The sequence below is a fragment of the Robertkochia aurantiaca genome, assembly GCF_020166495.1.
GTDB classification, from domain to species: Bacteria; Bacteroidota; Bacteroidia; order Flavobacteriales; family Flavobacteriaceae; genus Robertkochia; species Robertkochia aurantiaca.
Map to the genome: position 1 here is coordinate 522,537 of NZ_JAINZS010000001.1, position 22,654 is coordinate 545,190.

A 22,654-nucleotide genomic window follows, 5' to 3' on the forward strand; every position below is an offset into this window, starting at 1 on the left:
ATTTTAAAAATATAAACCCCATCAAGCTCATTACTTTATTACTTCATTACTTTATAGCTCTGAACTGAGAACCGAAAACTGAGAACCGAAAACTGAGAACCAAATCCTGTAAATGAGCCAATGGGCGAATAACAATGATAAATTGTAAATGTTAATCGATAAATTCACAGATCACGTGCCAACGACCAATATACAATTGTTAATGTTAATTATTGAGGGGAACGATTGAGAAGGGTAGAATATCAAATTAAACGATCAATAACCCCGAATCACAGATACACAGCACTAAGAGCTCACGGTATAACCTTATTAATACCCCCATCTCCTGAATCACCTCTTTCTTTCACATGAATAAAATCAGCTAAACGACACCACAAATAACTTGATTATCAGATTGGTAATCGGACATACAATTGCTTTTACCGATTAATATTTATGGTTCCTGGGGAAGGATATAATTTACCGGTACGAAATCGTTCCCTATGCTATTTAATTCTGTTGATTTTGCGATTTTCTTACCTGTGGTATTCATTATTTACTGGTTTGTATTGCAGGGAAAGCTCAGACTACAGAACTTTTTTATTACCCTGGCCAGTTACCTGTTTTATGGATGGTGGGACTGGAAATTTCTTTCTTTAATCATATTAAGCACTTTTGTAGATTATTCTATAGGTAGATTACTGGAGAAAGAGGACAGAACGTCGTACAGAAAAATCTATCTCTGGAGCAGTATAGTTGTCAACCTTGGAATCTTAGGTTTCTTTAAGTATTACAACTTTTTTCTTGAAAATTTTATACAGGCTTTTTCGCTTTTTGGATCAGAAATCCGTGCCAGTTCATTGTCAATAATTCTTCCCGTGGGGATTAGCTTTTACACTTTTCAAACATTGAGTTATACCATAGACGTTTATAGAAAGAAGTTACAACCTACACATGATTTTATCGCATTTAGTGCTTTTGTTAGTTTTTTCCCCCAGTTGGTAGCCGGTCCGATTGAAAGAGCTCTTCACCTGCTTCCTCAATTTTACCGAAAACGACATTTCAATTACAAACTGGCCGTAGATGGATCTCAACAAATCATCTGGGGCTTGTTTAAGAAAATGGTCATTGCGGACAATTGTGCTGAATATGCCAACATGATTTTCCAAAATTCGGCAGAATACAACCCCTTATCACTGATTATGGGAGCTTTATTCTTTACATTCCAGATCTATGGAGATTTTTCAGGATATTCAGATATAGCCATCGGAACTGCAAGACTATTCGGATTTGACCTGATGCGGAATTTTGCGTATCCCTATTTTTCCAGAGATATCGCCGAATTCTGGAGAAGATGGCATATTTCGCTTTCCACCTGGTTTCGGGATTACCTGTATATCCCTCTTGGTGGAAGTCGGGGTGGTAAGTGGAGAAACATCAGAAACGTTTTTATTATATTTATAGTTAGCGGTTTTTGGCACGGTGCTAACTGGACATTTATTTTTTGGGGATTTTTAAATGCCTTGTACTTTTTACCTCTCATGCTGACCAATCTGAATCGAAATAACATCGGGGTGGTCGCAGAGGGAAGAATTTTCCCTAAACCAGGGGAAATAATCGGGATTTTGATTACCTTTTGGCTTACGGTCCTAGCCTGGATATTTTTTCGGGCTGAAAACCTAACTCATGCTTTCAGCTACCTCGAAGGAATTCTAATTGGTACAGGGCAGAATCAAATTGATTTTTTTGCCGATAATTATCAGATGCTGTTTCTTTTTGTGTTTATCGTCATGATGCTATCAGTAGAATGGTTACAACGAGATAAAGAACACGGACTTCAGATCAACCCCTCGAAACGTAAACTGAGCTGGGCTCTTAATCTGGTTGTATTTACACTCTGCTTTTTATTTGAAGGAAATCAGGCCGATTTTATATACTTTCAATTTTAGAAATGAAAAAGTATTTAACAGATATCATATGGTTTTTAATCGGTTTTGCCGTCGTGAATTTAGTATTCCTTTTTGCGGTAAGCAGGGTAGACTGGAATTTTAAAAAAAGACTGCAATCTCTGAATCTTGATTCTCCTGAATACGATTATCTGATTCTGGGGAACTCTTACGCCCTGGATGGCATCGATGCCGAACTGCTTTCTTCAGATAAAAATAAGGCCTATAACATGGCTATAGGTGGCACTTCTGTGAGAACTAATTTTATTCAGTTGAAGGAATATATCAGAAGCTACGATACGAGGCCTGAAAAGGTTATTCTTGCTCTTGATGGATTCAGACATGATTTTAAAAGTGATGTCGTTCACCCCATAGTGGAATTTACCACGGATGATTATCAGTATACCTTTCAGGACTTGCCCCTGATCAAGTTTAGGTGGATGTTTATCGAAATGATCAAAAAGGTGATCAGCAGCGAGCACCGAAACGCTGAATTGGTTCAAGGTCAGCTGAGACTGGCCAAAACCATCTCGGATAAAACCAACTTACCGGAAGTACCTAAAAAACTTCCTTTTAAAAACTTTAAAAGTTCTCCATGGATACAAAAAATTGATTCGCTGTGTGTAGTGAACGATATCGAACTTGTACTGCTGGAAATGCCCGCGGTAAAAGGCAAAAGAAATGATACCCCCGTTGGCCCTCATGAGATCAGGCTTGATAATGGCAATCTTGTCAAATTATTCAATTTCAATTCTATCGATTTTAATTTCGGACAAGATCCCACAACCGATTGGATCGGAAATTCTCACTTAAACGAGACCGGTGCCAGAAAATTTACGCGTAAGATCAAAGAAGTGATGGCGCTTTGACTTCAAATTCCTTTCGATCTGTGATGATTGTAGATTGTAAAAAATATCCACTTCATAAACCTCATTACCTCATTACTGAAAACCGTGAAACCGGGTTTCGAGAATTGGCGAATAGATAAAATTCCAAGATTAACCATATCCCCGCATAACTGTATAACCGTTTAACTACATAACCATCACACCTCAATCACGCTGCTGTTCTTCACCTCCCCGATCATAAACACGCTGTGGGTACTGCCTATATATTTGAGCCCGGTAAGTTTGGTGATCATAAAGTTCCGGTAGGCCTCCATGTTTTCCACAAAGATCTTCAACAGGTAATCATAATCCCCACTGGTATGGTAGCATTCCTGCACCTCAGGCAGTCTGACCACTTCCTTTTCAAAGGTTTGTACATATTCCTTGGAGTGCTGAATAAGCTTCACATGGCAGAAAGCCACAAAGGATCGCCCGATCTTTTCCCGGTCTACCTGTGCCGTATAGCCTTCGATCACCCCGTTTCTTTCCAGCTTACGAATGCGTTCGTAAACTGCCGTATTTGAAAGTTTTAGCTGATGCGCCAGTTTTTTAGTGGTACTCTTGGCATCCTTCTGCAAGAGAGTCAGCAACTGCTTGTCTGTATCATCCAGTTTCATCGTGAAAATTTTTCGGCTTTGGTCCTTTCAAACAAACAAAAATAGAATTTAAATCCATGTAACATTATTTTTCCAGTTAAAAATACCATGAATAAGATTTATAATTGATTATTCATCAAGTATTTTGAAAATTTGTAGAAACACAAAAACAACTATCATGAAATTCGATCCGGCAAATCATATTCAGGACCTTCAGTACTTCGGAGAGTTCGGAGGCGTGAATCCTTCTATCTCAGACTCATCAACCTATACCTTTCTTTCGGCCAAGACCATGTTCGACACCTTTGAAGGGAATACCGAGGGATGTTACCTGTATTCACGTCATTCATCTCCTTCGAACCTGTATCTCGGAGAAGCCCTGGCAGCCATGGAAGGTACCGAGAGCGCCAATGTAACGGCCAGCGGAATGGGAGCCATCACGGCGGTGATCATGCAGCTTTGTGACGCAGGAGATCATATAGTGACCAGCCGTACGATCTACGGGGGCACCTATGCCTTTATGAAAAACTTCCTTCCTAAATTCAAAATCGACACCACCTTTCTGAATATCACCGACCTGGAAGCGGTCGAAGCTGCGATCACCCCTAAGACAAAAATGATCTATTGTGAGGCCATCAGTAACCCGCTGCTGGAGATCGCAGATATAAAAGCCTTGTCAGCTTTGGCTAAAAAACACCATATTCCTTTGGTAGTAGACAACACCTTCTCACCTTTAAGTATCAGTCCGGCGAAACTGGGTGCTGATATTGTCATTCACAGTCTTACGAAATTCATCAACGGTTCCAGTGACTGTGTGGGTGGCGTTGTATGCGGTACCACCGATTTCTGCCTCAGCCTCAAAGACGTCAACGACGGAGCAGGAATGTTGCTGGGGAGCACCATGGACAGTTTACGCGCAGCTTCGATCCTGAAGAACCTCAGAACCCTGCATATTCGTATTAAAAAACACAGTGAGAATGCCGCCTACCTGGCTGAGCAATTCGAAAAAGACGGACTCAGGGTGGTCTACCCCGGACTGGAAAGTCACCCGGGGCATTCGGTGATGAAAAAACTCATGAACCGGGAATACGGCTTCGGAGGTATGATGACCCTCGATGTAGGCTCTCTCGAAAAAGCCAATGAGCTGATGGAGCTGATGCAGAACCGCAACCTGGGCTACCTCGCGGTGAGCCTCGGATTCTACAAGACCCTGTTCAGCGCTCCCGGCACATCCACTTCTTCTGAAATTCCTGAAGAAGAACAACAGGAAATGGGACTCAGCGACGGACTCATTCGTTTCTCCATAGGGCTCGACAATGACATCGAACGTACCTACCGGGAAATGAAAAAATGTATGGCTGAGCTGGATATCCTGAAAGCAGAGCAGACCGCCTAAACCTTATCAATTAATAATTTTCAAAAAGCCTGCCTGAGGATATATGCCAATGGTAGGCTTTTTAATGTTTAATGATTAATTGTTAATGATTAATTATGAAGTTGTGAAGTTGTAATTTATCGCTTAATTCCCCGAATAACCGCCAAGCGAATGATAAATTTTAAATGGTAAATTATGTAACGTAACCTCATCAACTTTATAAACTTCATAAACGGTATAACGGTATAACGGCATATCGGCATATCGGTATCACGACTTCCAGTAATTGTAGATTGTAGATTGTGGATTGTAAAAATATAAACTCCATTACCGCATTACTCCATTACCTCATTACTTCATTACTTCATTACTTCTCCATCTCCTACCATTTCACCACCTCACTACCTCACTACCTCACTACTTCACCACCTTACCATCTCACCATCTCACTTTTCTATCCCTTGCATAAAACCACGTAAAATCGTAACATTACGTCGAGTTAAAAAATAGCTTACCTAAATCTTGAATTGCATGTCGGAAGAAACCATCAAAAAGAATAAAGAATTAAGTCTGTGGGAAGCACTGCTTCCTGTTTTTATTTTAATAGGATTGCTGGCCTACAATGTTTTTGTTTATGGTGATAATGCCCTGGCCGGTTCCAACCAGTTCATTCTTTTGATGGGAGGCGCCGTGGCGGCCATCGTCGGATTTTATAACAAAGTATCTTACGAAGCCATGATCGATGAGGTGGCCAATAATATCAAATCAACATCAGGAGCCATTCTCATCTTGCTTTTTGTAGGGGCACTGGCAGGAACCTGGCTGATCAGCGGGATCATACCTGCCATGATCTATTACGGACTTCAGATATTAAACCCGACGTTCTTTCTGGCAGCGTCGGTTATCATCTGTGCAATTATATCGATCGCCACCGGAAGCAGCTGGACGACTTCGGCCACCGTGGGTATTGCCCTGGTAGGAATTGGCGACGCACTTGGAATTTCGGCCGGAATGACAGCCGGTGCGGTTATCTCCGGGGCCTATTTCGGTGATAAGATGTCTCCGTTAAGCGACACCACTAACCTGGCGCCAGCCATGGCCGGAACCGACCTGTTTACCCACATTCGCTATATGGCCCTGACCACGGTACCCACCGTTATCATCACCCTGATCATCTTTACAGTCATCGGTCTGAACCTTGATACGGCCGCGAATCCCGACACTTCAGCCCTGCTGGCATCGATCGATCAGGCTTTTAATATCAATCCATGGTTATTCCTGGTTCCCGTACTGGTTATTTTTATGATCGTTCGCAAAGCCCCTCCCCTTCTGGCTCTTTTGATTGGTACACTGTTGGGAGGGATCTTCGCGGTGATCTTTCAACCCGAAGTGGTGGCCACCATAGCCGGAGCAGAAACCCTGACCTTCGAAAGTGCCTATGTGGGCGTAATGAATGCCATTACCGTCGACACTTCTGTGGCCACGACCAATGAAAAGCTGAATGACCTCTTTTCTGCCGGGGGGATGTACGGAATGCTGGGCACCATCTGGCTCATACTTTGTGCCATGGTATTCGGTGGCATCATGGATGCGATAGGAGCTTTAAGCCGCATAAGCGGGGCGCTTCTGAAAGCCTTCGATTCGGTATTCGGCCTTTTCGCAAGCACCGTAGCCAGCTGTCTGGCACTGAATGTAACCGCTTCAGATCAGTATCTCGCTATCGTGGTACCCGGAAAAATGTATGCTCAGGCTTACAAAGACAAGGGGCTCGCACCTGAGAACCTGAGCCGTACCCTGGAAGATTCAGGAACCGTGACTTCGGTATTGGTTCCCTGGAATACCTGTGGTGCCTACCAGGCGGGTGTGCTGGGAGTTGACACCCTTCATTATGCCGGGTATGCCTTCTTTAATTATTTGAGTCCGTTTATGACACTTACCTATGCCGCATTCAATATCAAAATAAAGCAACTCGCCGAAAAGAAGACTCACAGCAAAGTAGCCTGATCGTTAGGAATCTCACATTCCTACCGCTTTAATTTTGATGATCCGGCAATTTTCAGACCTTATTTTTATGTCTATTAGCAGGTCTTATAAACGCATAGTTTAATGCGATTCGGAATAGTCATAATACCCCCTTTACGGATGTATCTTCGCACTGAATTTTAACAGAAACATTTTTAATTAAACAAAATTTATATGGCTTTAGTAGGTAAAAAATTTCCAAACATTGCTGTGGATGCGATGAACGAAATGGGAGACACTTTCAAGATCAACGTGCTTGAAGAAGCAAAAAAGAACAACAAGAAAGTACTTCTGTTCTGGTATCCTAAAGACTTCACTTTTGTTTGTCCTACAGAGTTACATGCCTTCCAGGCTGCGCTTGAAGAGTTTGAAAAGCGTAACGTGATGGTGATCGGAGCATCTTGTGATACTCCCGAAGTACACTTCGCCTGGTTGAACACCCCAAAAGATCAGGGAGGAATCGAAGGAGTTACCTATCCGCTGCTGGCCGACAGCAACCGCAACCTGGCCAACATGCTGAGAATCCTTGACCTTTCTTCTGAAACTTACAACGAAGAAACCGATTCTTATGTTTATGAGGGTGATAATGTAACCTACAGGGCTACTTATCTGATCGATGAGGAAGGTACTGTATTCCATGAAGGTGTGAACCACATGCCTCTAGGAAGAAACGTAAACGAGTTTCTGAGACTGATCGACGCCTACACCCACGTACAGGAAAAAGGTGAGGTTTGTCCGGCAAACTGGGAAGAAGGGAAGGAAGCGATGACCGCTGACCGTACCGGTGTTGCTGAGTACCTGAGCTCAAACTAAAAAAACAGAAAAAAATGCTTATTGAATTAGAAAAAGATAATTTGTCTGAGCTGGTGGCAGAGAACGATACGGTTTTCGTACAGTACTCTGCCGGCTGGTGCGGCAACTGCCGGATCATGAAGCCCAAGTTCAAGAAGTTCTCGACAGAACATGAGAACGCGGTCTTCGCAATCGTGGATGCAGAAAAATTTCCTGAATCGCGAAAAATGGCCAAGGTAGACAATCTGCCCACCTTCGCTGCCTTTAAAGGCGGAGAAGTGGTCAACCAGGTACAGACGAATAAAACCGATGTACTAAAATCATTTATTGATGAAACTGTCGGTAATTAAACAACTGTCTTCATTCATCAGCGAGAACGATGAAGATTTTGTGATCGAGGCTATTGAAACCCTGGAGAGCATTACAGAAGTGCCCTCGCTGAAAGATGAAGAGCTGGACGTGATCGGAGAATTGCTATCGAACATGTACGGCGCACTGGAAGTCAATAAAATGATCAAAAATGAAGGGATGAGCCAGAAAGAAGCGGTGAATACCTTCATGAAACGGGTGATGGGCTCTATCGACAAAGAGTGAGTGCATCCCGCAGATGGGAAAAATTATTATGAAAAGAACAACCCCTTTCGTTTTACGAAGGGGGTTTTTCTTTTTATTGATTGTTGATTATGAATGGTGAATTATAAATTGTAGATGGTAGATTGTGGATTGTGGATTATAAAAAATTCAACATCATTACTTTATTACTTTATCACTCATTACCTCATTACTACATTACTGAAAACCGAGAACTCAAAACCATTTTAATGCAAATGGGCAAATTTTCCAGTTTTCCGTCTTTCCAAAAAATATTAGCAGATCCTTCATCCCGACCCTTCGGAGCTCTGAATGACACGTATTTTGGTGTCCTTCCATACAAAACCACCGGATAACCGCATAACAGTCTTGGTGAATAAATGATAAATTGTAGGTTATAGATGTTAGATTTTAGATTAAATGAGATGTACTAAACGCTGAATTCTCCTCATCACAGATCACGCATCACCGATCACCAAATTATTATAAATGTTTAATTATTAAGGGTTAAGGATCGCTAATCTGAGAAATGAAACCCAATGATTCCGAATGGACGAATAACCAAATTATAAATGCAATACCTGTACGACTTGACAACTTTACGGCTTTACACCTTTACACCTTAGCTCTTTAGCTCCTTGGCTCCTTTCACCATATCCCATATCCCCTCATACCTTCATACCCTCATACCCTCATACCTTCATACCCCCATACCCTCATACCTTCCTAACCCCATCTAACATTTATAATTCAACATTTACCATCATTTCCCTATCTTTAAAAGAAAAAACATGGCAAAGATCACTTTAGGGGGCAACCCCTGCTCTACCCTCGGAACCATTCCCCAGCCGGGAGATTCCGTTCCTCAGTTTTCATTGACCGGAACAGACCTGAAAGACCAAAAGCTTGAAGATTACAAGGGGCACCGGCTTATTATGAACATTTTCCCCAGCGTGAATACCGGGGTCTGTGCTGCCAGCGCCAGAAACTTTAACGAAAAAGCATCAGGAATCGAGAACACCAAAGTGTTGTGTATCTCACGGGATCTGCCCTTTGCACAGGATCAGTTCTGCGCCAAGGAGGGTCTTGATCATGTGGTGATGCTTTCAGACTTCAGAGATCACAGCTTCGGGAAGGATTATGAACTGGAAATCACAGACGGCCCCTTCGCGAAACTGCTCAGCCGGGTGGTGATTGTGACCGATGAAACAGGTAAGGTTATCTACAGCCAGCAGGTAGATGAAATCGGAGATGAGCCTGATTATGAAAAAGCCCTGGAAGCTTTAAAATAACCGATGAAACAATTTTTACTGAAAAGACTTAAAAGTATCAGGTATGCCTCGAAAGGGGCCTACCTGTTATTAAAAACAGAACCCAGCATACAAATACAGTTCGTTATCGGCATACTGGTGACTATTGCAGGGTTTGTCTTTGAGATCAGTGCCGTTGAATGGATGATACAGGTGCTGGTCATCGCGGCCATCATGTCTGTCGAAGGACTGAATACGGCTGTGGAAAAGATCGCCGATTTTATACACCCTGACCCCGACATCAATATCGGGTTCATTAAAGACATTGCAGCCGGGGCCGTTTTTATCATCGCCATGGCCGCTGTGGTGATCGGACTGATCATTTACGTTCCGAAAATATTTTAAAAACAGAATTACAAAGCATACGTTTGTAATTTGTAGTTTTGCGCTAAACCTAACGATGCTAATGGCCAGGAAAAAGACCAAGAAAAAGCAATCATCGAATCCTACTAGCAAAAAAGCATTTAAACTCTCTCAGCAACAAAAGATCATACTGGGAAGTTTACTGATGCTTCTCAGCATAGGGTGCTTTATTGCATTCGTTTCCTTCTTTTTTACCTGGCAGCAGGATCAGAGCCTGCTAAAGGAATTCGGTGACCGCACTGCCGAAGCCGAGAACTGGCTGAAGAAGTTCGGTGCCTCGGTCAGCCACTTGTTTATTTACAAAGGTTTCGGAGTAGCCTCCTTCATTTTTCTGCTGCTTCTTTTTCAAAGCGGATTGTATCTCTTTTTAAATATTCCCCTCAGAAGAATGATCAACAAATGGTTCTGGGGTCTCATCATTGCAGTCTGGCTGTCTGTGCTTCTTGGTTTTTTTGCCGGAAAGGCTCCTTTGCTGGGAGGTATCGTCGGTTACGAAATGAACGATTTCATGCGTGACTATGTCGGAAACATCGGGATTGCCCTGCTCCTGCTATTTGGGTTCATCAGTTTTTCAGTACTGAAACTGGGGCTCACTCCCCAACGCGTGGGTGAGGTCATCAGAAACACCAGGTCTGAGATTCGTGACACCTTCAAAGGTCAGGAATCAGGTTCTGTTGCTGAGGGTGCCGATCTTAAGGAAGAACAGGCTGCTGAGGAAACTCCGGCCTCGGCTTCCCAACCTGAGAAGCGCCATATACCTGACACTTACGAAAACGACCCCGACAAAATATCTGATGTAGATATCGAAAACTCATTCGAGGTACGAATCGCTGAAGAGGAAGAAAACGTGCCCTCTTCCGCAGAAAAAAATAAAAAACCCGCAGAAGAAGACGAACTTCAGATCGAAGTCAATGCCATACAGGAGGAAAAGGAAGAAACCGACATCAAGGCAGAGAAGCTCGTGGCCGACTTCGGAGAGTTTGATCCGAAACTGGAACTGGGTAATCATAAGTTCCCGCCGCTGGACCTGCTCAATGATTATGGTGCGGGCAGTATAACCATCGACCAGGAGGAACTCGAGGAAAACAAGAATCGCATTGTCGATACCCTGAAAAATTACAAGATCGAGATCTCTCAGATCAAGGCCACCATAGGGCCGACCGTTACCCTGTATGAGATCGTGCCCGCTGCCGGAATACGAATATCCAAGATCAAGAACCTGGAAGATGATATCGCCCTTTCGCTGTCGGCTTTGGGAATACGTATCATTGCTCCTATACCCGGAAAGGGAACCATAGGGATCGAAGTGCCCAACAAAAAGGCCTCTACCGTATCGATGCGTTCGGTAATCGCCTCCAAGAAGTTTCAAAATGCAGAGATGGAGCTTCCGATCGCTTTCGGAAAAACCATCAGCAACGAGACCTTTGTGGTCGACCTGGCAAAAATGCCGCACTTACTTATGGCAGGTGCTACCGGACAAGGGAAATCAGTCGGATTGAATGCCATGCTGACCTCCCTGTTGTACAAAAAACATCCTGCCGAAGTGAAATTCGTGCTGGTAGACCCCAAAAAGGTAGAATTAACCCTGTTCAACAAGATCGAAAGACATTTCCTGGCAAAACTTCCCGACAGTGAAGAAGCCATTATCACCGATAACACGAAGGTGATCAATACCCTGAACTCGCTTTGTATCGAGATGGACAACCGATACGAACTGTTGAAAAATGCCCTGGTGCGAAACATCAAGGAATACAATGTAAAGTTCAAGGCACGTAAGCTGAACCCCAATGAGGGCCACCAGTTCCTGCCTTATATCGTACTGGTGATCGATGAGTTTGCCGACCTGATCATGACCGCCGGAAAAGAAGTTGAAACTCCTATCGCGCGTCTGGCCCAGCTGGCCCGGGCCGTAGGAATTCATCTGATCATCGCCACACAAAGACCGTCTGTAAACGTGATTACCGGTATCATTAAGGCTAACTTCCCGGCACGGGTAGCCTTCAGGGTGACCTCAAAAATCGACAGCCGAACTATACTCGACTCCCCGGGAGCTGATCAGCTGATCGGTCGCGGAGATATGCTGTTCACCCAGGGCAATGAACCTGTGCGATTGCAATGCGCCTTTGTCGACACCCCCGAAGTGGCCAAGATCACCGATTATATCGGCGGACAAAGAGCTTATCCCGATGCACACCTCCTTCCTGAATATGTAGGTGAAGAGTCTGGCACAGGTCTTGATATAGAGATCTCAGAGCGTGATGCATTGTTCAGAGAAGCAGCAGAGGTCATCATTTCAGCCCAGCAAGGGTCAGCCTCATTACTACAGCGAAAACTGAAACTCGGTTACAACCGTGCAGGGAGAATCATCGATCAACTGGAAGCTGCCGGAATTGTAGGCCCTTTTGAGGGAAGCAAGGCAAGACAGGTTTTGATCCCGGATATCCTGGCGCTTGAACAACTATTAGAAAACGAAAAAAACGATTAACATGAGATTCACATTATTATTCTTTGCCCTGTTAGTAAGTGCCGTTTCGTTCGGACAAAACGAGCAAAAAGCCAAAGCCCTGCTCGATGAAGTACACAACAAGGTAAAGAGCTACGATAATATTTATATCGATTTTAAGTACAGCCTTGATAACAACGCCGAGAACATTCACCAGGAAACCCGTGGTGACGTTACCCTGGCAGGTGATAAGTATGTTTTCAATTATCTTGGCGCCACCAAGATCTTCGATGGTGAAAAGGTGTACACCATCATTCCCGAAAACGAAGAGGTGGTTATAGCCGACAAGGATTCTGAGGAAGAAGGTACCATCACCCCTTCTGAAATGCTGACCTTTTACAAAGACGGTTACAATTACAGCTGGGATGTTACTCAGAATGTGCAGGGAAGAAAAATACAGTTCGTGGAACTGACCCCCATCGACAGCGACTCTGAGATCAAGCAGATACTTCTGGGGATCGACACCCAGACCAAACACATCTACAAACTGATCGAGGTGGGTAAAAGCGGAACCAAAACCACCATTACTGTTAATTCTTTTAAAACAGATCAACCGCTACCGGAAGGGATGTTTACCTTTGATGAAGCGAAATACGACGAATTGGGGTATTACATTATCGAAAACTAGGTTTTGTACATTTTAGACAGGTATATACTTTCGAGGTTTCTCTATAACTTCATCAGTTCCTTTGTGATCCTGATGCTGATCTTTATTTTCCAGGCCATTTGGTTCTTTATCGATGAGTGGGCAGGAAAAGGGATCGATCTAGCCATAGTAGGGAAGTTTCTTTTATACTTTTCGCCCAACCTCGTACCCAACGTATTACCTTTAACGGTACTGCTTGCTTCTATCATGACCTTCGGAAGCCTGGCTGAAAACTATGAATTCGCAGCCATGAAGGCTTCGGGTATTTCCCTTTTTCGCGCCATGCGCAGCCTGATTATCTTTATCACGCTTCTGAGTATCGGCACCTTTTTCTTTGCCAATAATGTGATACCCGCAGCAGAACTGAAATCGTACAACCTCAGGAGAAATATCGCTCAGCTCAAACCGGCGCTGGCCATAACAGAAGGTATCTTCAACAACATGCCTGAAACCGACCTGAACATCAAGGTAGATAAGAAATACGGCGAGAATGACAAGATGCTTGACAATGTGATCATTCATAAGTTAAGCGCGGGGGGGAAGAACAATCAGGTGATCAAGTCAAAGTCGGGAGAACTGGTGAGCAGCGAAGATTCAGACATTCTTCAGCTGGTGCTGCGCGAGGGTAACTATTTTGAAGATATAGAAAGCCGCGACAGGGATACCCGCGACGATTACCCCTTTGCCAAGGCCGAATTCGATGCCTATACCATGTATGTGGATCTTTCACAGGTAAACAATGTTGACCTGGAACAGGAAAACATCAGCAACACCCATAAAATGCTGAAGGCACGGGAAATTCTTTCGGCCCTTGATACGCTCTATGAAGAGAATAAAATGGTGTTCAAGAACTTTGGTGAAAGCGTGTACCTGCGCAGTGGTGCTGCCAACCTGAAAGCCGCAGAGAAAGTAGAAATCAAAGACACCGTCAACGGAAAAAACTTCCCTACCGATTCCCTGCTGAACCTCTATGTAGGATGGAGACAAACCCAGATCATCGAATCGGCTATCAACAAGGTAAAATCAAGCCAGCAGAGTATCGAAGGAAAGAAAGGAGACCTGAACAGAAGGGTACGGCTGATCAATCACCATATCCTGGCCTTTCATAATAAATATTCATTACCCATTGCCTGTTTTATCCTTTTCTTCGTGGGAGCACCCCTTGGGGCCATCATCAGGAAAGGAGGACTCGGACTTCCGATGGTTTTGGCCATCGGCCTTTTTCTGGCCTATTATTTCATTGGGATATTCGTCAAGAATTATGCTGAAGACGGAAGTTTCCCTCCCGCCATAGCAGCATGGATATCTACACTGATCATGCTTCCGCTGGGCATCTGGTTTACACGAAGAGCTACAGCTGATAAGGCAGTGTTTGATCCTGACTCCATGACACAACGCATAGGAAGCTGGTTCAAAATATTCCGCAAAAAAGACCGAACCCCCGCAAAATAAGTATCTTTGCGGCAAATTTTTTTGATGAACAGAACGAATACCATGACCGAAGACAGCATCAAGCTCAACACTATAGAAGAGGCTATTAGCGATATCAGACAAGGTAAAGTGATCATCGTTGTTGACGATGAGAACAGAGAAAATGAAGGAGATTTCGTTGCCGCAGCTGACAAGGTAACACCGGAGATGATCAATTTTATGGCTACGCATGGTCGTGGGTTGATCTGTACCCCCCTGACCGAAGGTCGTTGCAAGGAACTGGATTTGCGCCCAATGGTGGGCAATAATACTGACCCCATGGAAACAGCCTTTACCGTTTCTGTTGACCTTAGAGGAAACGGGGTAACCACCGGGATCTCTGCTTCAGACCGCGCTAAAACTGTCAAGGCTCTCATCGATTCGAATACCCGTCCGCATGACCTAGGTCGTCCGGGACACATCTTTCCTCTTGTCGCTAAGGAGGGTGGTGTTTTACGCCGTACAGGGCATACCGAAGCCGCTATAGACTTTGCAAGACTGGCAGGTCTCAAACCCGCCGGGGTTATCGTTGAGATCATGAATGAAGATGGTACCATGGCCCGACTTCCGCAATTATACGAGGTCGCCAGAAAATTCGATCTGAAACTCGTTACCATTGAAGACCTGGTTGCCTACCGGATGCAGCATGATAGTCTGATCGAGAAAAAAGAAGATTTCGATATCAAAACACGCTTCGGAGATTTCAGGCTGCGGGCTTATAAGCAAACCACCAATCAGCAGGTACACCTGGCATTGACCAAAGGCAGCTGGAAGGTCGATGAACCTATCCTGACCCGTATCAATTCAACCTTGGTAAATAATGATATCCTGGGAACCCTCACCAACAATGCCGACAAAAAGCTGGATGATATGTTTCGCCTGCTGAACGAAGAAGGCCGGGGCGCTATTGTATTCATCAACCAGGAAAGCAATTCTCTTAACCTGATCAAACGCCTTGGTGAGCTAAAGCGTTTACAACAGGAGGGTGAGATGAAAGCTCCCAAGATCGTTATGGATAATAAAGATTTCGGAATAGGTGCGCAGATTTTACATGACCTCGATATCGCCAAGATCCGCCTGATGTCAAATTCAGCTCAGACCAAAAGGGTGGGTATTATTGGCTACGGACTGGAGATCGTTGAGTATGTGAATTATTAATCCTATTTATACCACCTGGTAATACTGTATATAATGAGATCAACCCGGGATGCTGTATCGGCATAACCCGGGTTAATTTTTTTATAGCAAGGCATTATTTGAAATCTTTTTACCCTTCTGACCACACACCACATCAACCTGCCTCTCTTGAGCAGAGGGCATTAACGTATTGAGGTATAGTTGAAATTTCTTAAATTACTGAAAATTAACAGGAAGGCTATTCTTTCTCCCCACCGCAACGGCCTGCTAAAACATCTGCTTTATGAAATTCTTTGTTATTACTATCGTTTTTGCTCTTACACTGTGTTCCTGTCTGCGTTCAGAAGGTCAGGAGTCACAAACGGAGATACGCGAAACCTCCGCAAACTATTCGGGACCCATTATTGACATGCATATTCATGCGTTTAAGGATAACCCTGGTTTTGCCACTATGCTCGGACAGGAAATGCCTCCCAGACCCGGCATGGAAGGTCTTACCCCGTATACGGCGCCAGCCTCATACGAGGAGGTAAAAAGGAAAACTTTTGAAGAATTCAAGAAGCATCATATTGTCAAAGCCATGGCATCTCCGGGGATCAACTGGTACGATGAAGCCCCTGAAACAATCATCATCGGAGCCGACCATACTGTTCCAGTTGCAGAACTCAGAAAACGATATCAGGACGGAAGGTTACATGTTTTAGCTGAAATAGCTCCCAACTATGACGGTTTACTTCCTACTCATCCGTCGCTTGAACCCTATTATGATCTGGCAGTGGAATTGCAGATCCCCATGGGATTTCACCTTTTTCCCGGGGGGCCACAAGGCGGAGCCTATGGTCCTTATCCCAAAGTAAGAGCCTCTCAGGGCAAACCACTTCAGTTTGAAGAGATCCTGTTGGAGCGTCCTTCCATGAAAATATATATCATGCATGCTGCCTGGCCATACCTCGAGGATCTGAAAGCGCTCATGTATGCACATCCTCAGGTGTATGTAGGAGTTGGGGTTATTTGCTGGAATCTTCCGCGTGAGGAATTTCATAGCTACCTTAAAGGACTTATTGAAGCCGGATTAGGGAAAAGAGTTATGTTCGGTTCAGATCAAATGATCTGGCCGGAAACTATCGAAACCGGAATTAAAGCAATCAATTCGGCCGACTTTCTTACACCGGAACAAAAAGAAGATATCTTTTATAATAATGCTGCCCGATTTCTCGAATTGAGCCCGGAAGAAATTGAGAGACATAAAGCACAATACTGATTGACCTTCCTTGTTAAAAACTGATAAGCTTTCCAGCTTAACACAAAATAATACTGGTTAACGTGACAACAAATTATCAGAATTGCTCCAGAACTTCAACCATTTTTTTTGCTCTTACTTTAACCTCCTCTTCTGTCCACCCGAGTTTGATCAAAACTGAGATAGTTCGTCCCATCCAGTGATGTGAAACAGAAAAATCCTGTTTATGATAATCAGGAAGTTGCTGATTTATCTCCGCAGGTAACTTACCTAAACTTTTCAGGTCTTTCAGGTGATCCCATTTGTTGATATAATGCCAGTTATTATCGAACCAGTAAAAACAACCATCGACACCGTTCTCTGATAATGCCTTATGTGCTCTTCTCGCCTTATCTTCGTCAGGCATAAAGAAGTTAAGAAAAGAATAGTTCTCCTCCCCTTCTTCCGGTACCCTGCGGAAGATCACCTGCGGAAGGCCTTCCAGAGCTTCACGCAATACGGTATAGTTTCTTTTTTGGATCTCCAGAAATTCATCCAGGCGTTCGATCTGAGCGAGGCCAACGGCCGCATTTAGTTCAGAGATACGAAAATTGTATCCGAGAAAGGGATGCGTTTCCGCTCCTCTGTCTTTGCCTGTATGATCGTGACCGTGATCTGAATAATGATCTGCATGTTTCTTATACTGATCGTTATCGGTGATCAGCGCACCTCCCTCCCCACAGGTTATGGTCTTTACGTAATCGAAAGAAAAGCAGCCAAGATCGCCGTAGCTCCCCAGTGGTTTTCCTTCATAAGTACCTCCTATTGCCTGGCAGGCATCTTCGATAAGCAACAGATCATGCTTTTTACAGATCGCTTTTAGCTCCTTAAGTTGTGCCATGGAGCCACACATATGGACCGGCATAACCGCTCGTGTTTTATCTGTAACAGCCTTTTCAACAGCATCCGGCTTCAGGGTAAGGGTGTCATCGATATCGACCAATACCGGAACGGCTCCTACAGCTATGATAGATTCAAAACTGGCAACAAAGGTAAAGGTGGGCATGATCACTTCATCGCCGGCTCCAATTCCAGCTGACGCAAGAGCCACCGTTAAGGCAGAGGTACCACTGCTAACCAGCTGTGCATGTTTTGTCTTCATGCGTTTCGACAGTTTATCCTCCAGTTCTCTGGCCTTCCAGTGGCCATTTCGCATACCATCAAAACCATATCGCATGAGCACTCCGCTTTCCAGTACATCGTTCACCTGTTGTCTTTCCAGGTCACCAAACAGTTCGAATCCGGGCATAATAACTTATTTTTTTAGGTCTGCCAAAGGTATCGAAATCTTCCTCCGTTAAAAAATGAGATCTAACAGAATATGACGGGAAGTTATTGCACTTCCAATATGCTTTGATCCAGTTCTTTTCTTACTTTTTTAAATCCGGCAAACTGATCGTCATCTGCACGGTATCCCACGGGCATGACCAACACAGAGCGCAGATTCTTGCTTTGCAGGTTTAACAACTCGTCGTATTTTTCCGGCTGAAACCCTTCCATGGGGCAGGCATCGATACCTTCCAGGGCGCAGACGGTCATAAGGTTTCCCATGGCGATATACGCCTGTTTGGCTGACCATTGTTGAACCTCCTCATCTGAACGGGTTGAAAAATCTTTGACCAGGAACTCTTTGAAGGGATCGAGTACTTCCCTCGGAGTCTTTCGCACTTCGCGCACCCGCTCAAAATAATCGACGATATAATCTGAATCTATTTTTTCTTCAATACAGAAGACCAATACATGTGAAGCATCTTCTACCTGTGGCTGATTCCAGCTGTATTCCTTAAGCTGCTTTTGGATCTTTTTATTGTGTATCACCAGCATGCGAACCGGTTGCAGACCGTAGGATGTGGCAGTAAGATTAAAAGCTTTTTTAAGGGTTTCTATCTTTTCCTGAGGAAGAATTTTATCAGCATCGAACTTTTTGGTAGCATAGCGCCATTCAAGGGCATTGATCACGTTCATAACAAAAATTTTGTGCAAAAATACCAATTCCGGAAGAGAATAACTGATAATGGAATCTTAAAGCATGGGGGCTATATCAGAAGAACCATAGTTTGATAGCCATGGCTATGACCATGATTACCAGGAATACCTTGACCAGTCCGTCACCCTTATTCACCGACCACCTGGCGCTTAGCCACCCACCTAGGAACTGTCCGGAAGCGAGCAGGAGTCCGTATTTGAAATTAAGATTATCAGAAAGGTAGAACATAATCAGGGTCGCTGAGGTATAGATAAGCATTACCACTGCCTTGACCAGGTTCGATTTCACCAGACTCATGTTGTTAACCGTGGTAAGCACCAGCAGCATGATGATACCGGTTCCGGCCTGAATGAAACCTCCATAAATACCGATAAAGAAAAAGGCGATCAGACTGATCCAGAAGTATTTTCCGGTGAGTCTTTCTTCCAGGGAGACGATCTTACGGTTGGGTCGTAACACCATGATACCCACCACCAGGATCATCACTATGGCCAGTATGCGATTAAAAAGCTCATCTCTGATATCGATAGCAATGGTAGCCCCGATAATCGAACCGGCGAGGGCAGACACTCCCAGCCACCAACTGAGTTTAGAGGTTTTTATGCCTTTACTTTTAAAACCGGCGATGGCCGAAATGTTTTGAAGGAAGATCGCGATACGGTTGGTACCATTGGCCACGTTGGAATCCAGCCCCAGAAAGATAAGAATAGGAAGGGTAAGCATGGACCCTCCTCCGGAGATGGTATTGATCACTCCCACCAGGAAACCAAGAACCACAAGCAGGATCACTTCAAAAACTGGAGACATGTAGTGAATTTAGGAAGCTAAAATACGTTTTCTGGGAAAAACGCCACAATTTAAAAGACTTCAATCTGCCGAGGATAGCAGCTGTCAGGTGCCAGGAAATAAAAAATACGATTTTTGTTTTTTGGAATTAAAAAAGCTTTCTATATTTGCACCCGCAATCGCAGGATAATGCATCTTGTGAGACGCACGGAGAAATGGCAGAGTGGTCGAATGCGGCGGTCTTGAAAACCGTTGAGGGTCACACCTCCGGGGGTTCGAATCCCTCTTTCTCCGCAAAGAAAACCGGAACGGCAACGTTCCGGTTTTTTTATGTCCACAAGCGTCATAAGCTTGCTTATGTAAGCGAAGTGGGCATAAAAAAAACAGGGCATCTTGCTGTGCAAGATCCCGGTTTTCTTTGCAAGGTTCTCTTCTCCTGGATCATGAGGAATGCGCCAGCGTTCCGAATAACCCCTGCTCATATCAAATAGAAAACTTGTTTGAGCGAAGCGTGAAGGGCATAAAAAAACAGGGCATCTTGCTGTGCAAGATCCCGGTTTTCTTTGCAAGGTTCTCCTCTCCTGGATCATGAGGAATGCCCAAGCGTTCCGAATAACCCCTGCTCATATCAAATAGAAAAACTTGTTTGAGCGAAGCGTGAAGGGCATAAAAAAAAGGGGCATCTTGCTGCGCAAGATCCCGGTTTTCTTTCTAAGGTCTCCCCCTGTGGGATCATGAGGAACTCGCCAGCGTTCCGAATAATCCCTACTCACAATAAATGGAAAGCTCCCTTCAGCGAAGTCGAAAGGGTATAAAAAAACAAAGAAGTTTGCGGGGCAAACTTCCGGTTTTCTTTGCAAGGACACCCCCTCAGGGATCACGAGTCCTGCTAAGCAGGGCGGGTAATCCCGAAACAGGTGACAAGGGTGACCATGCCTGCGGCTTGGCAGGCAAGTGGTAATGATCTCATCTGCCTTATAAAATATCATTTCAGCCTTGAGCTAACCACCCCGGCCAGGCCAAAGCCTGACCACCCCCTCCTTAAGAAGGAGGGGGTAAATTCATTTCCAAAAGTAGATGTAGCAATAGACTCCGGTTTTCTTTGCTCTCCCTCGCGCCGGCTGGCCCTTTCCCTAAAAACAGCCACAGGCTGTTTTCTTAACGGTCGGTCCCCCTCCCAGGTTCACGAGTCCTGCTAAGCAGGGCGAGTAATCCTGCCCCCTTCCGTCCACACCATAGGCGTGCCAACCCTTCCCGCCAGCTGGCCCCTGCGCTAAAATGGTCCTCCGGACCTTTTCTTAACGCTTGGTCCTCCCAAAAAGCGGAAGGAACCCTTTCTAATTTATATTCCGTTAAAATCGTTCTGCAAACGCAGTGGAGCGAGTAATCCCTGAAAAGTACTGGGTTTATTAGGTCTTTGTATCCTCAGAGTGCATTAAAGACTCTAGCTGACCACCCCGACCACGGCTTCGGTGTGGCCACCCCTCCCTGGAAAGGAGAGGGCAATTCATTTCCTTATCCAGATAACGCAGCAAGCTTCAAGTTTTCTTTGCTCTCTATCCTCATTCAAGTCACTTACTTCTTTTTCCCTTTCCCTTTCCATACCACCGTTTTTTAGCTGTAGTACGCTTTGCTCCGTCTGTTGACGATTGCTTACCCTTACCCGAACGGGAAGAGGTAGATTGCTTTTTCTTATTTGTAGTGGATCTTTTACGACCACGTGAATGGGAAGATGATGAAGATCTTACGGATTTATTTTCCGCGGATCCGGTTGCCTCTTCTACGTCCATGTCGATACGGATTGCGGAAATGTTTTGGGAGGTGAATTTTTCAATAGCTCTCAGTAAAACTGCTTCTTCCCGATCAACCAGTGAAATTGCCTCTCCCGATGCCCCCGCTCTTCCTGTTCGACCGATGCGGTGTACATAGTCTTCGGGGACATTAGGAAGCTCAAAATTAACAACGTGGGGCAAAAGTGGGATATCCAGGCCTCGGGCTGCAATATCTGTAGCGACCAGAACCCTGATTGCTCCAGACTTAAAATCAGCCAGCGCTTTGGTTCGGGCGCCCTGACTTTTATTTCCGTGGATAGGAGATGCTGTAATACCTTGATTTATGAGCTTTTTACACAATTTATTGGCTCCATGTTTGGTTCTTGTGAACACCAGAGCCTGCTTCCAATCCTCTTCCTGTATTTTTTTGATCAAAAACAACGGTTTAGCACGCTTATCCACCAAAAATACTTTTTGGTCAATAACATCCACGGTCGTATTTTCGGGAGTGGCTTCCACCATAACCGGGTCATTCATAAAACCCTGTGCCAGATTTTTGATCTCAGAAGAAAATGTCGCCGAAAACAGAAGATTCTGGCGCTTAGATGGCAACAGCGCAAGGATCTTCTTGATATCCCTTAGAAATCCCATGTCCAGCATTCGGTCTGCCTCATCCAATACAAGAATTTCTACTTGTCTGAGCGACAAAAGACCTTGCTGATGCAGATCCAGGAGTCGGCCCGGAGTAGCGATAAGTACATCGATTCCTTTTTTTAATCCTTGTACCTGAGCATGCTGACTTACTCCTCCAAAGATCACCATCGACCTCAACGAAAGAAATGATCCGTATTGCTTACTACTCGCTTCGACCTGCGCCGCCAGTTCCCGGGTTGGGGTAAGAACCAGCGCCCTCACAGGACGGTGTCGCGAAACAGTAGTCTGTGAAAGTAATTGTAACATGGGCAATGTAAACCCGGCAGTCTTACCGGTTCCCGTTTGGGCCGAAGCAAGAACATCTTTCCCCTCTAAAATGCGGGGGATAGCTTTTTCTTGAATGGGTGAAGGTTGGGAATATCCTTGTTGGCGAATCGCCTTAAGAAGAGCTTCAGACAGCCCCAAGGAAGTAAATGACATAGATATATATTGTGCAAGCTTTAAATTTCAACACAGCCTGCGATTGGGTGTAAAGGTACACATTTCCGGTTGACTAGAA

Annotated in this window: 19 protein-coding genes and 1 tRNA gene; 15 read left to right on the forward strand and 5 right to left on the reverse strand. The window is 44.5% G+C overall.

What is annotated here, in order from left to right; all coding sequences use genetic code 11:
* Window positions 1-482 precede the first annotated feature (482 nt).
* Window positions 483-1,928: an MBOAT family O-acyltransferase gene (locus tag K7R10_RS02370; protein ID WP_224483081.1), complete on the forward strand. Its 1,446-nt coding sequence runs from the start codon at window positions 483-485 to the stop codon at window positions 1,926-1,928.
* 2 nt (window positions 1,929-1,930) lie between these two features.
* Complete coding sequence (locus tag K7R10_RS02375) at window positions 1,931-2,794, forward strand: hypothetical protein (protein ID WP_224483082.1); 864 nt, start codon at window positions 1,931-1,933, stop codon at window positions 2,792-2,794.
* Window positions 2,795-2,970: 176 nt separating this feature from the next.
* Here the strand turns inward: K7R10_RS02375 and K7R10_RS02380 are convergent, their stop codons facing one another.
* Complete coding sequence (locus tag K7R10_RS02380) at window positions 2,971-3,429, reverse strand: Lrp/AsnC family transcriptional regulator (protein WP_224483083.1); 459 nt, start codon at window positions 3,427-3,429, stop codon at window positions 2,971-2,973.
* Window positions 3,430-3,586: 157 nt separating this feature from the next.
* On the opposite strand from K7R10_RS02380, the gene K7R10_RS02385 reads away from it, so the two are divergent.
* The 12 genes from K7R10_RS02385 to K7R10_RS02440 all read left to right on the forward strand — a co-directional run bounded on the left by K7R10_RS02385 (window position 3,587) and on the right by K7R10_RS02440 (window position 16,878).
* Window positions 3,587-4,804 carry an aminotransferase class I/II-fold pyridoxal phosphate-dependent enzyme gene (locus K7R10_RS02385; protein ID WP_224483084.1) on the forward strand — a complete coding sequence of 406 codons (1,218 nt, stop codon included), beginning with the start codon at window positions 3,587-3,589 and terminating at the stop codon, window positions 4,802-4,804.
* Between the two features lie 510 nt (window positions 4,805-5,314).
* A complete protein-coding gene (nhaC, locus tag K7R10_RS02390; protein ID WP_224483085.1) occupies window positions 5,315-6,787 on the forward strand; it encodes a Na+/H+ antiporter NhaC in 1,473 nt (490 codons plus the stop codon).
* 192 nt (window positions 6,788-6,979) lie between these two features.
* On the forward strand, window positions 6,980-7,618 hold the full coding sequence (locus K7R10_RS02395) for a peroxiredoxin (RefSeq protein ID WP_224483086.1): 639 nt from the start codon (window positions 6,980-6,982) through the stop codon (window positions 7,616-7,618).
* 14 nt (window positions 7,619-7,632) lie between these two features.
* On the forward strand, window positions 7,633-7,947 hold the full coding sequence (locus K7R10_RS02400) for a thioredoxin family protein (RefSeq protein ID WP_224483087.1): 315 nt from the start codon (window positions 7,633-7,635) through the stop codon (window positions 7,945-7,947).
* Window positions 7,928-8,191, forward strand: a complete 264-nt coding sequence (locus K7R10_RS02405; RefSeq protein WP_224483088.1) for a DUF6952 family protein — start codon at window positions 7,928-7,930, stop codon at window positions 8,189-8,191. Before K7R10_RS02400 ends, K7R10_RS02405 begins: the two co-directional genes overlap by 20 nt.
* 788 nt (window positions 8,192-8,979) lie before the next feature.
* Entirely contained in the window at window positions 8,980-9,480 is a 501-nt protein-coding gene (gene tpx / locus K7R10_RS02410; protein ID WP_224483089.1) for a thiol peroxidase, read from the forward strand.
* A gap of 3 nt (window positions 9,481-9,483) precedes the next feature.
* Window positions 9,484-9,843, forward strand: coding sequence for a diacylglycerol kinase family protein (locus K7R10_RS02415; RefSeq protein ID WP_224483090.1), 360 nt, complete (start codon window positions 9,484-9,486; stop codon window positions 9,841-9,843).
* Between the two features lie 61 nt (window positions 9,844-9,904).
* Entirely contained in the window at window positions 9,905-12,346 is a 2,442-nt protein-coding gene (locus tag K7R10_RS02420; protein ID WP_224483091.1) for a DNA translocase FtsK, read from the forward strand.
* Window position 12,347: 1 nt separating this feature from the next.
* Window positions 12,348-12,992, forward strand: a complete 645-nt coding sequence (gene lolA1, locus K7R10_RS02425) for an outer membrane lipoprotein periplasmic chaperone LolA1 (RefSeq protein WP_224483092.1) — start codon at window positions 12,348-12,350, stop codon at window positions 12,990-12,992.
* Window positions 12,993-12,995: 3 nt separating this feature from the next.
* Window positions 12,996-14,462 carry an LptF/LptG family permease gene (locus K7R10_RS02430; RefSeq protein WP_224483093.1) on the forward strand — a complete coding sequence of 489 codons (1,467 nt, stop codon included), beginning with the start codon at window positions 12,996-12,998 and terminating at the stop codon, window positions 14,460-14,462.
* A gap of 24 nt (window positions 14,463-14,486) precedes the next feature.
* Window positions 14,487-15,638, forward strand: coding sequence for a 3,4-dihydroxy-2-butanone-4-phosphate synthase (gene ribB / locus K7R10_RS02435; RefSeq protein ID WP_370631291.1), 1,152 nt, complete (start codon window positions 14,487-14,489; stop codon window positions 15,636-15,638).
* A 262-nt stretch (window positions 15,639-15,900) separates the two neighbouring features.
* Complete coding sequence (locus tag K7R10_RS02440; protein WP_224483094.1) at window positions 15,901-16,878, forward strand: amidohydrolase family protein; 978 nt, start codon at window positions 15,901-15,903, stop codon at window positions 16,876-16,878.
* Window positions 16,879-16,954: 76 nt separating this feature from the next.
* Here K7R10_RS02440 and K7R10_RS02445 read toward each other — a convergent pair whose 3' ends face one another.
* From K7R10_RS02445 to K7R10_RS02455, 3 genes are all read right to left on the reverse strand, one after another.
* Window positions 16,955-18,145, reverse strand: coding sequence for a DegT/DnrJ/EryC1/StrS family aminotransferase (locus K7R10_RS02445; protein WP_224483095.1), 1,191 nt, complete (start codon window positions 18,143-18,145; stop codon window positions 16,955-16,957).
* 83 nt (window positions 18,146-18,228) lie between these two features.
* The gene (locus tag K7R10_RS02450; protein ID WP_224483096.1) at window positions 18,229-18,861 is read right to left on the reverse strand and encodes an NAD(P)H-dependent oxidoreductase; all 633 of its coding nucleotides are present in this window, start codon (window positions 18,859-18,861) and stop codon (window positions 18,229-18,231) included.
* Window positions 18,862-18,937: 76 nt separating this feature from the next.
* A complete protein-coding gene (locus K7R10_RS02455; RefSeq protein WP_224483097.1) occupies window positions 18,938-19,690 on the reverse strand; it encodes a sulfite exporter TauE/SafE family protein in 753 nt (250 codons plus the stop codon).
* Between the two features lie 188 nt (window positions 19,691-19,878).
* Between K7R10_RS02455 and K7R10_RS02460 the strand changes: the two genes are divergently transcribed.
* A tRNA-Ser gene (locus K7R10_RS02460) sits at window positions 19,879-19,963 on the forward strand.
* A 1,277-nt stretch (window positions 19,964-21,240) separates the two neighbouring features.
* Here the strand turns inward: K7R10_RS02460 and K7R10_RS02465 are convergent.
* Window positions 21,241-22,575: a DEAD/DEAH box helicase gene (locus K7R10_RS02465; protein WP_224483098.1), complete on the reverse strand. Its 1,335-nt coding sequence runs from the start codon at window positions 22,573-22,575 to the stop codon at window positions 21,241-21,243.
* Window positions 22,576-22,654: the final 79 nt, after the last annotated feature.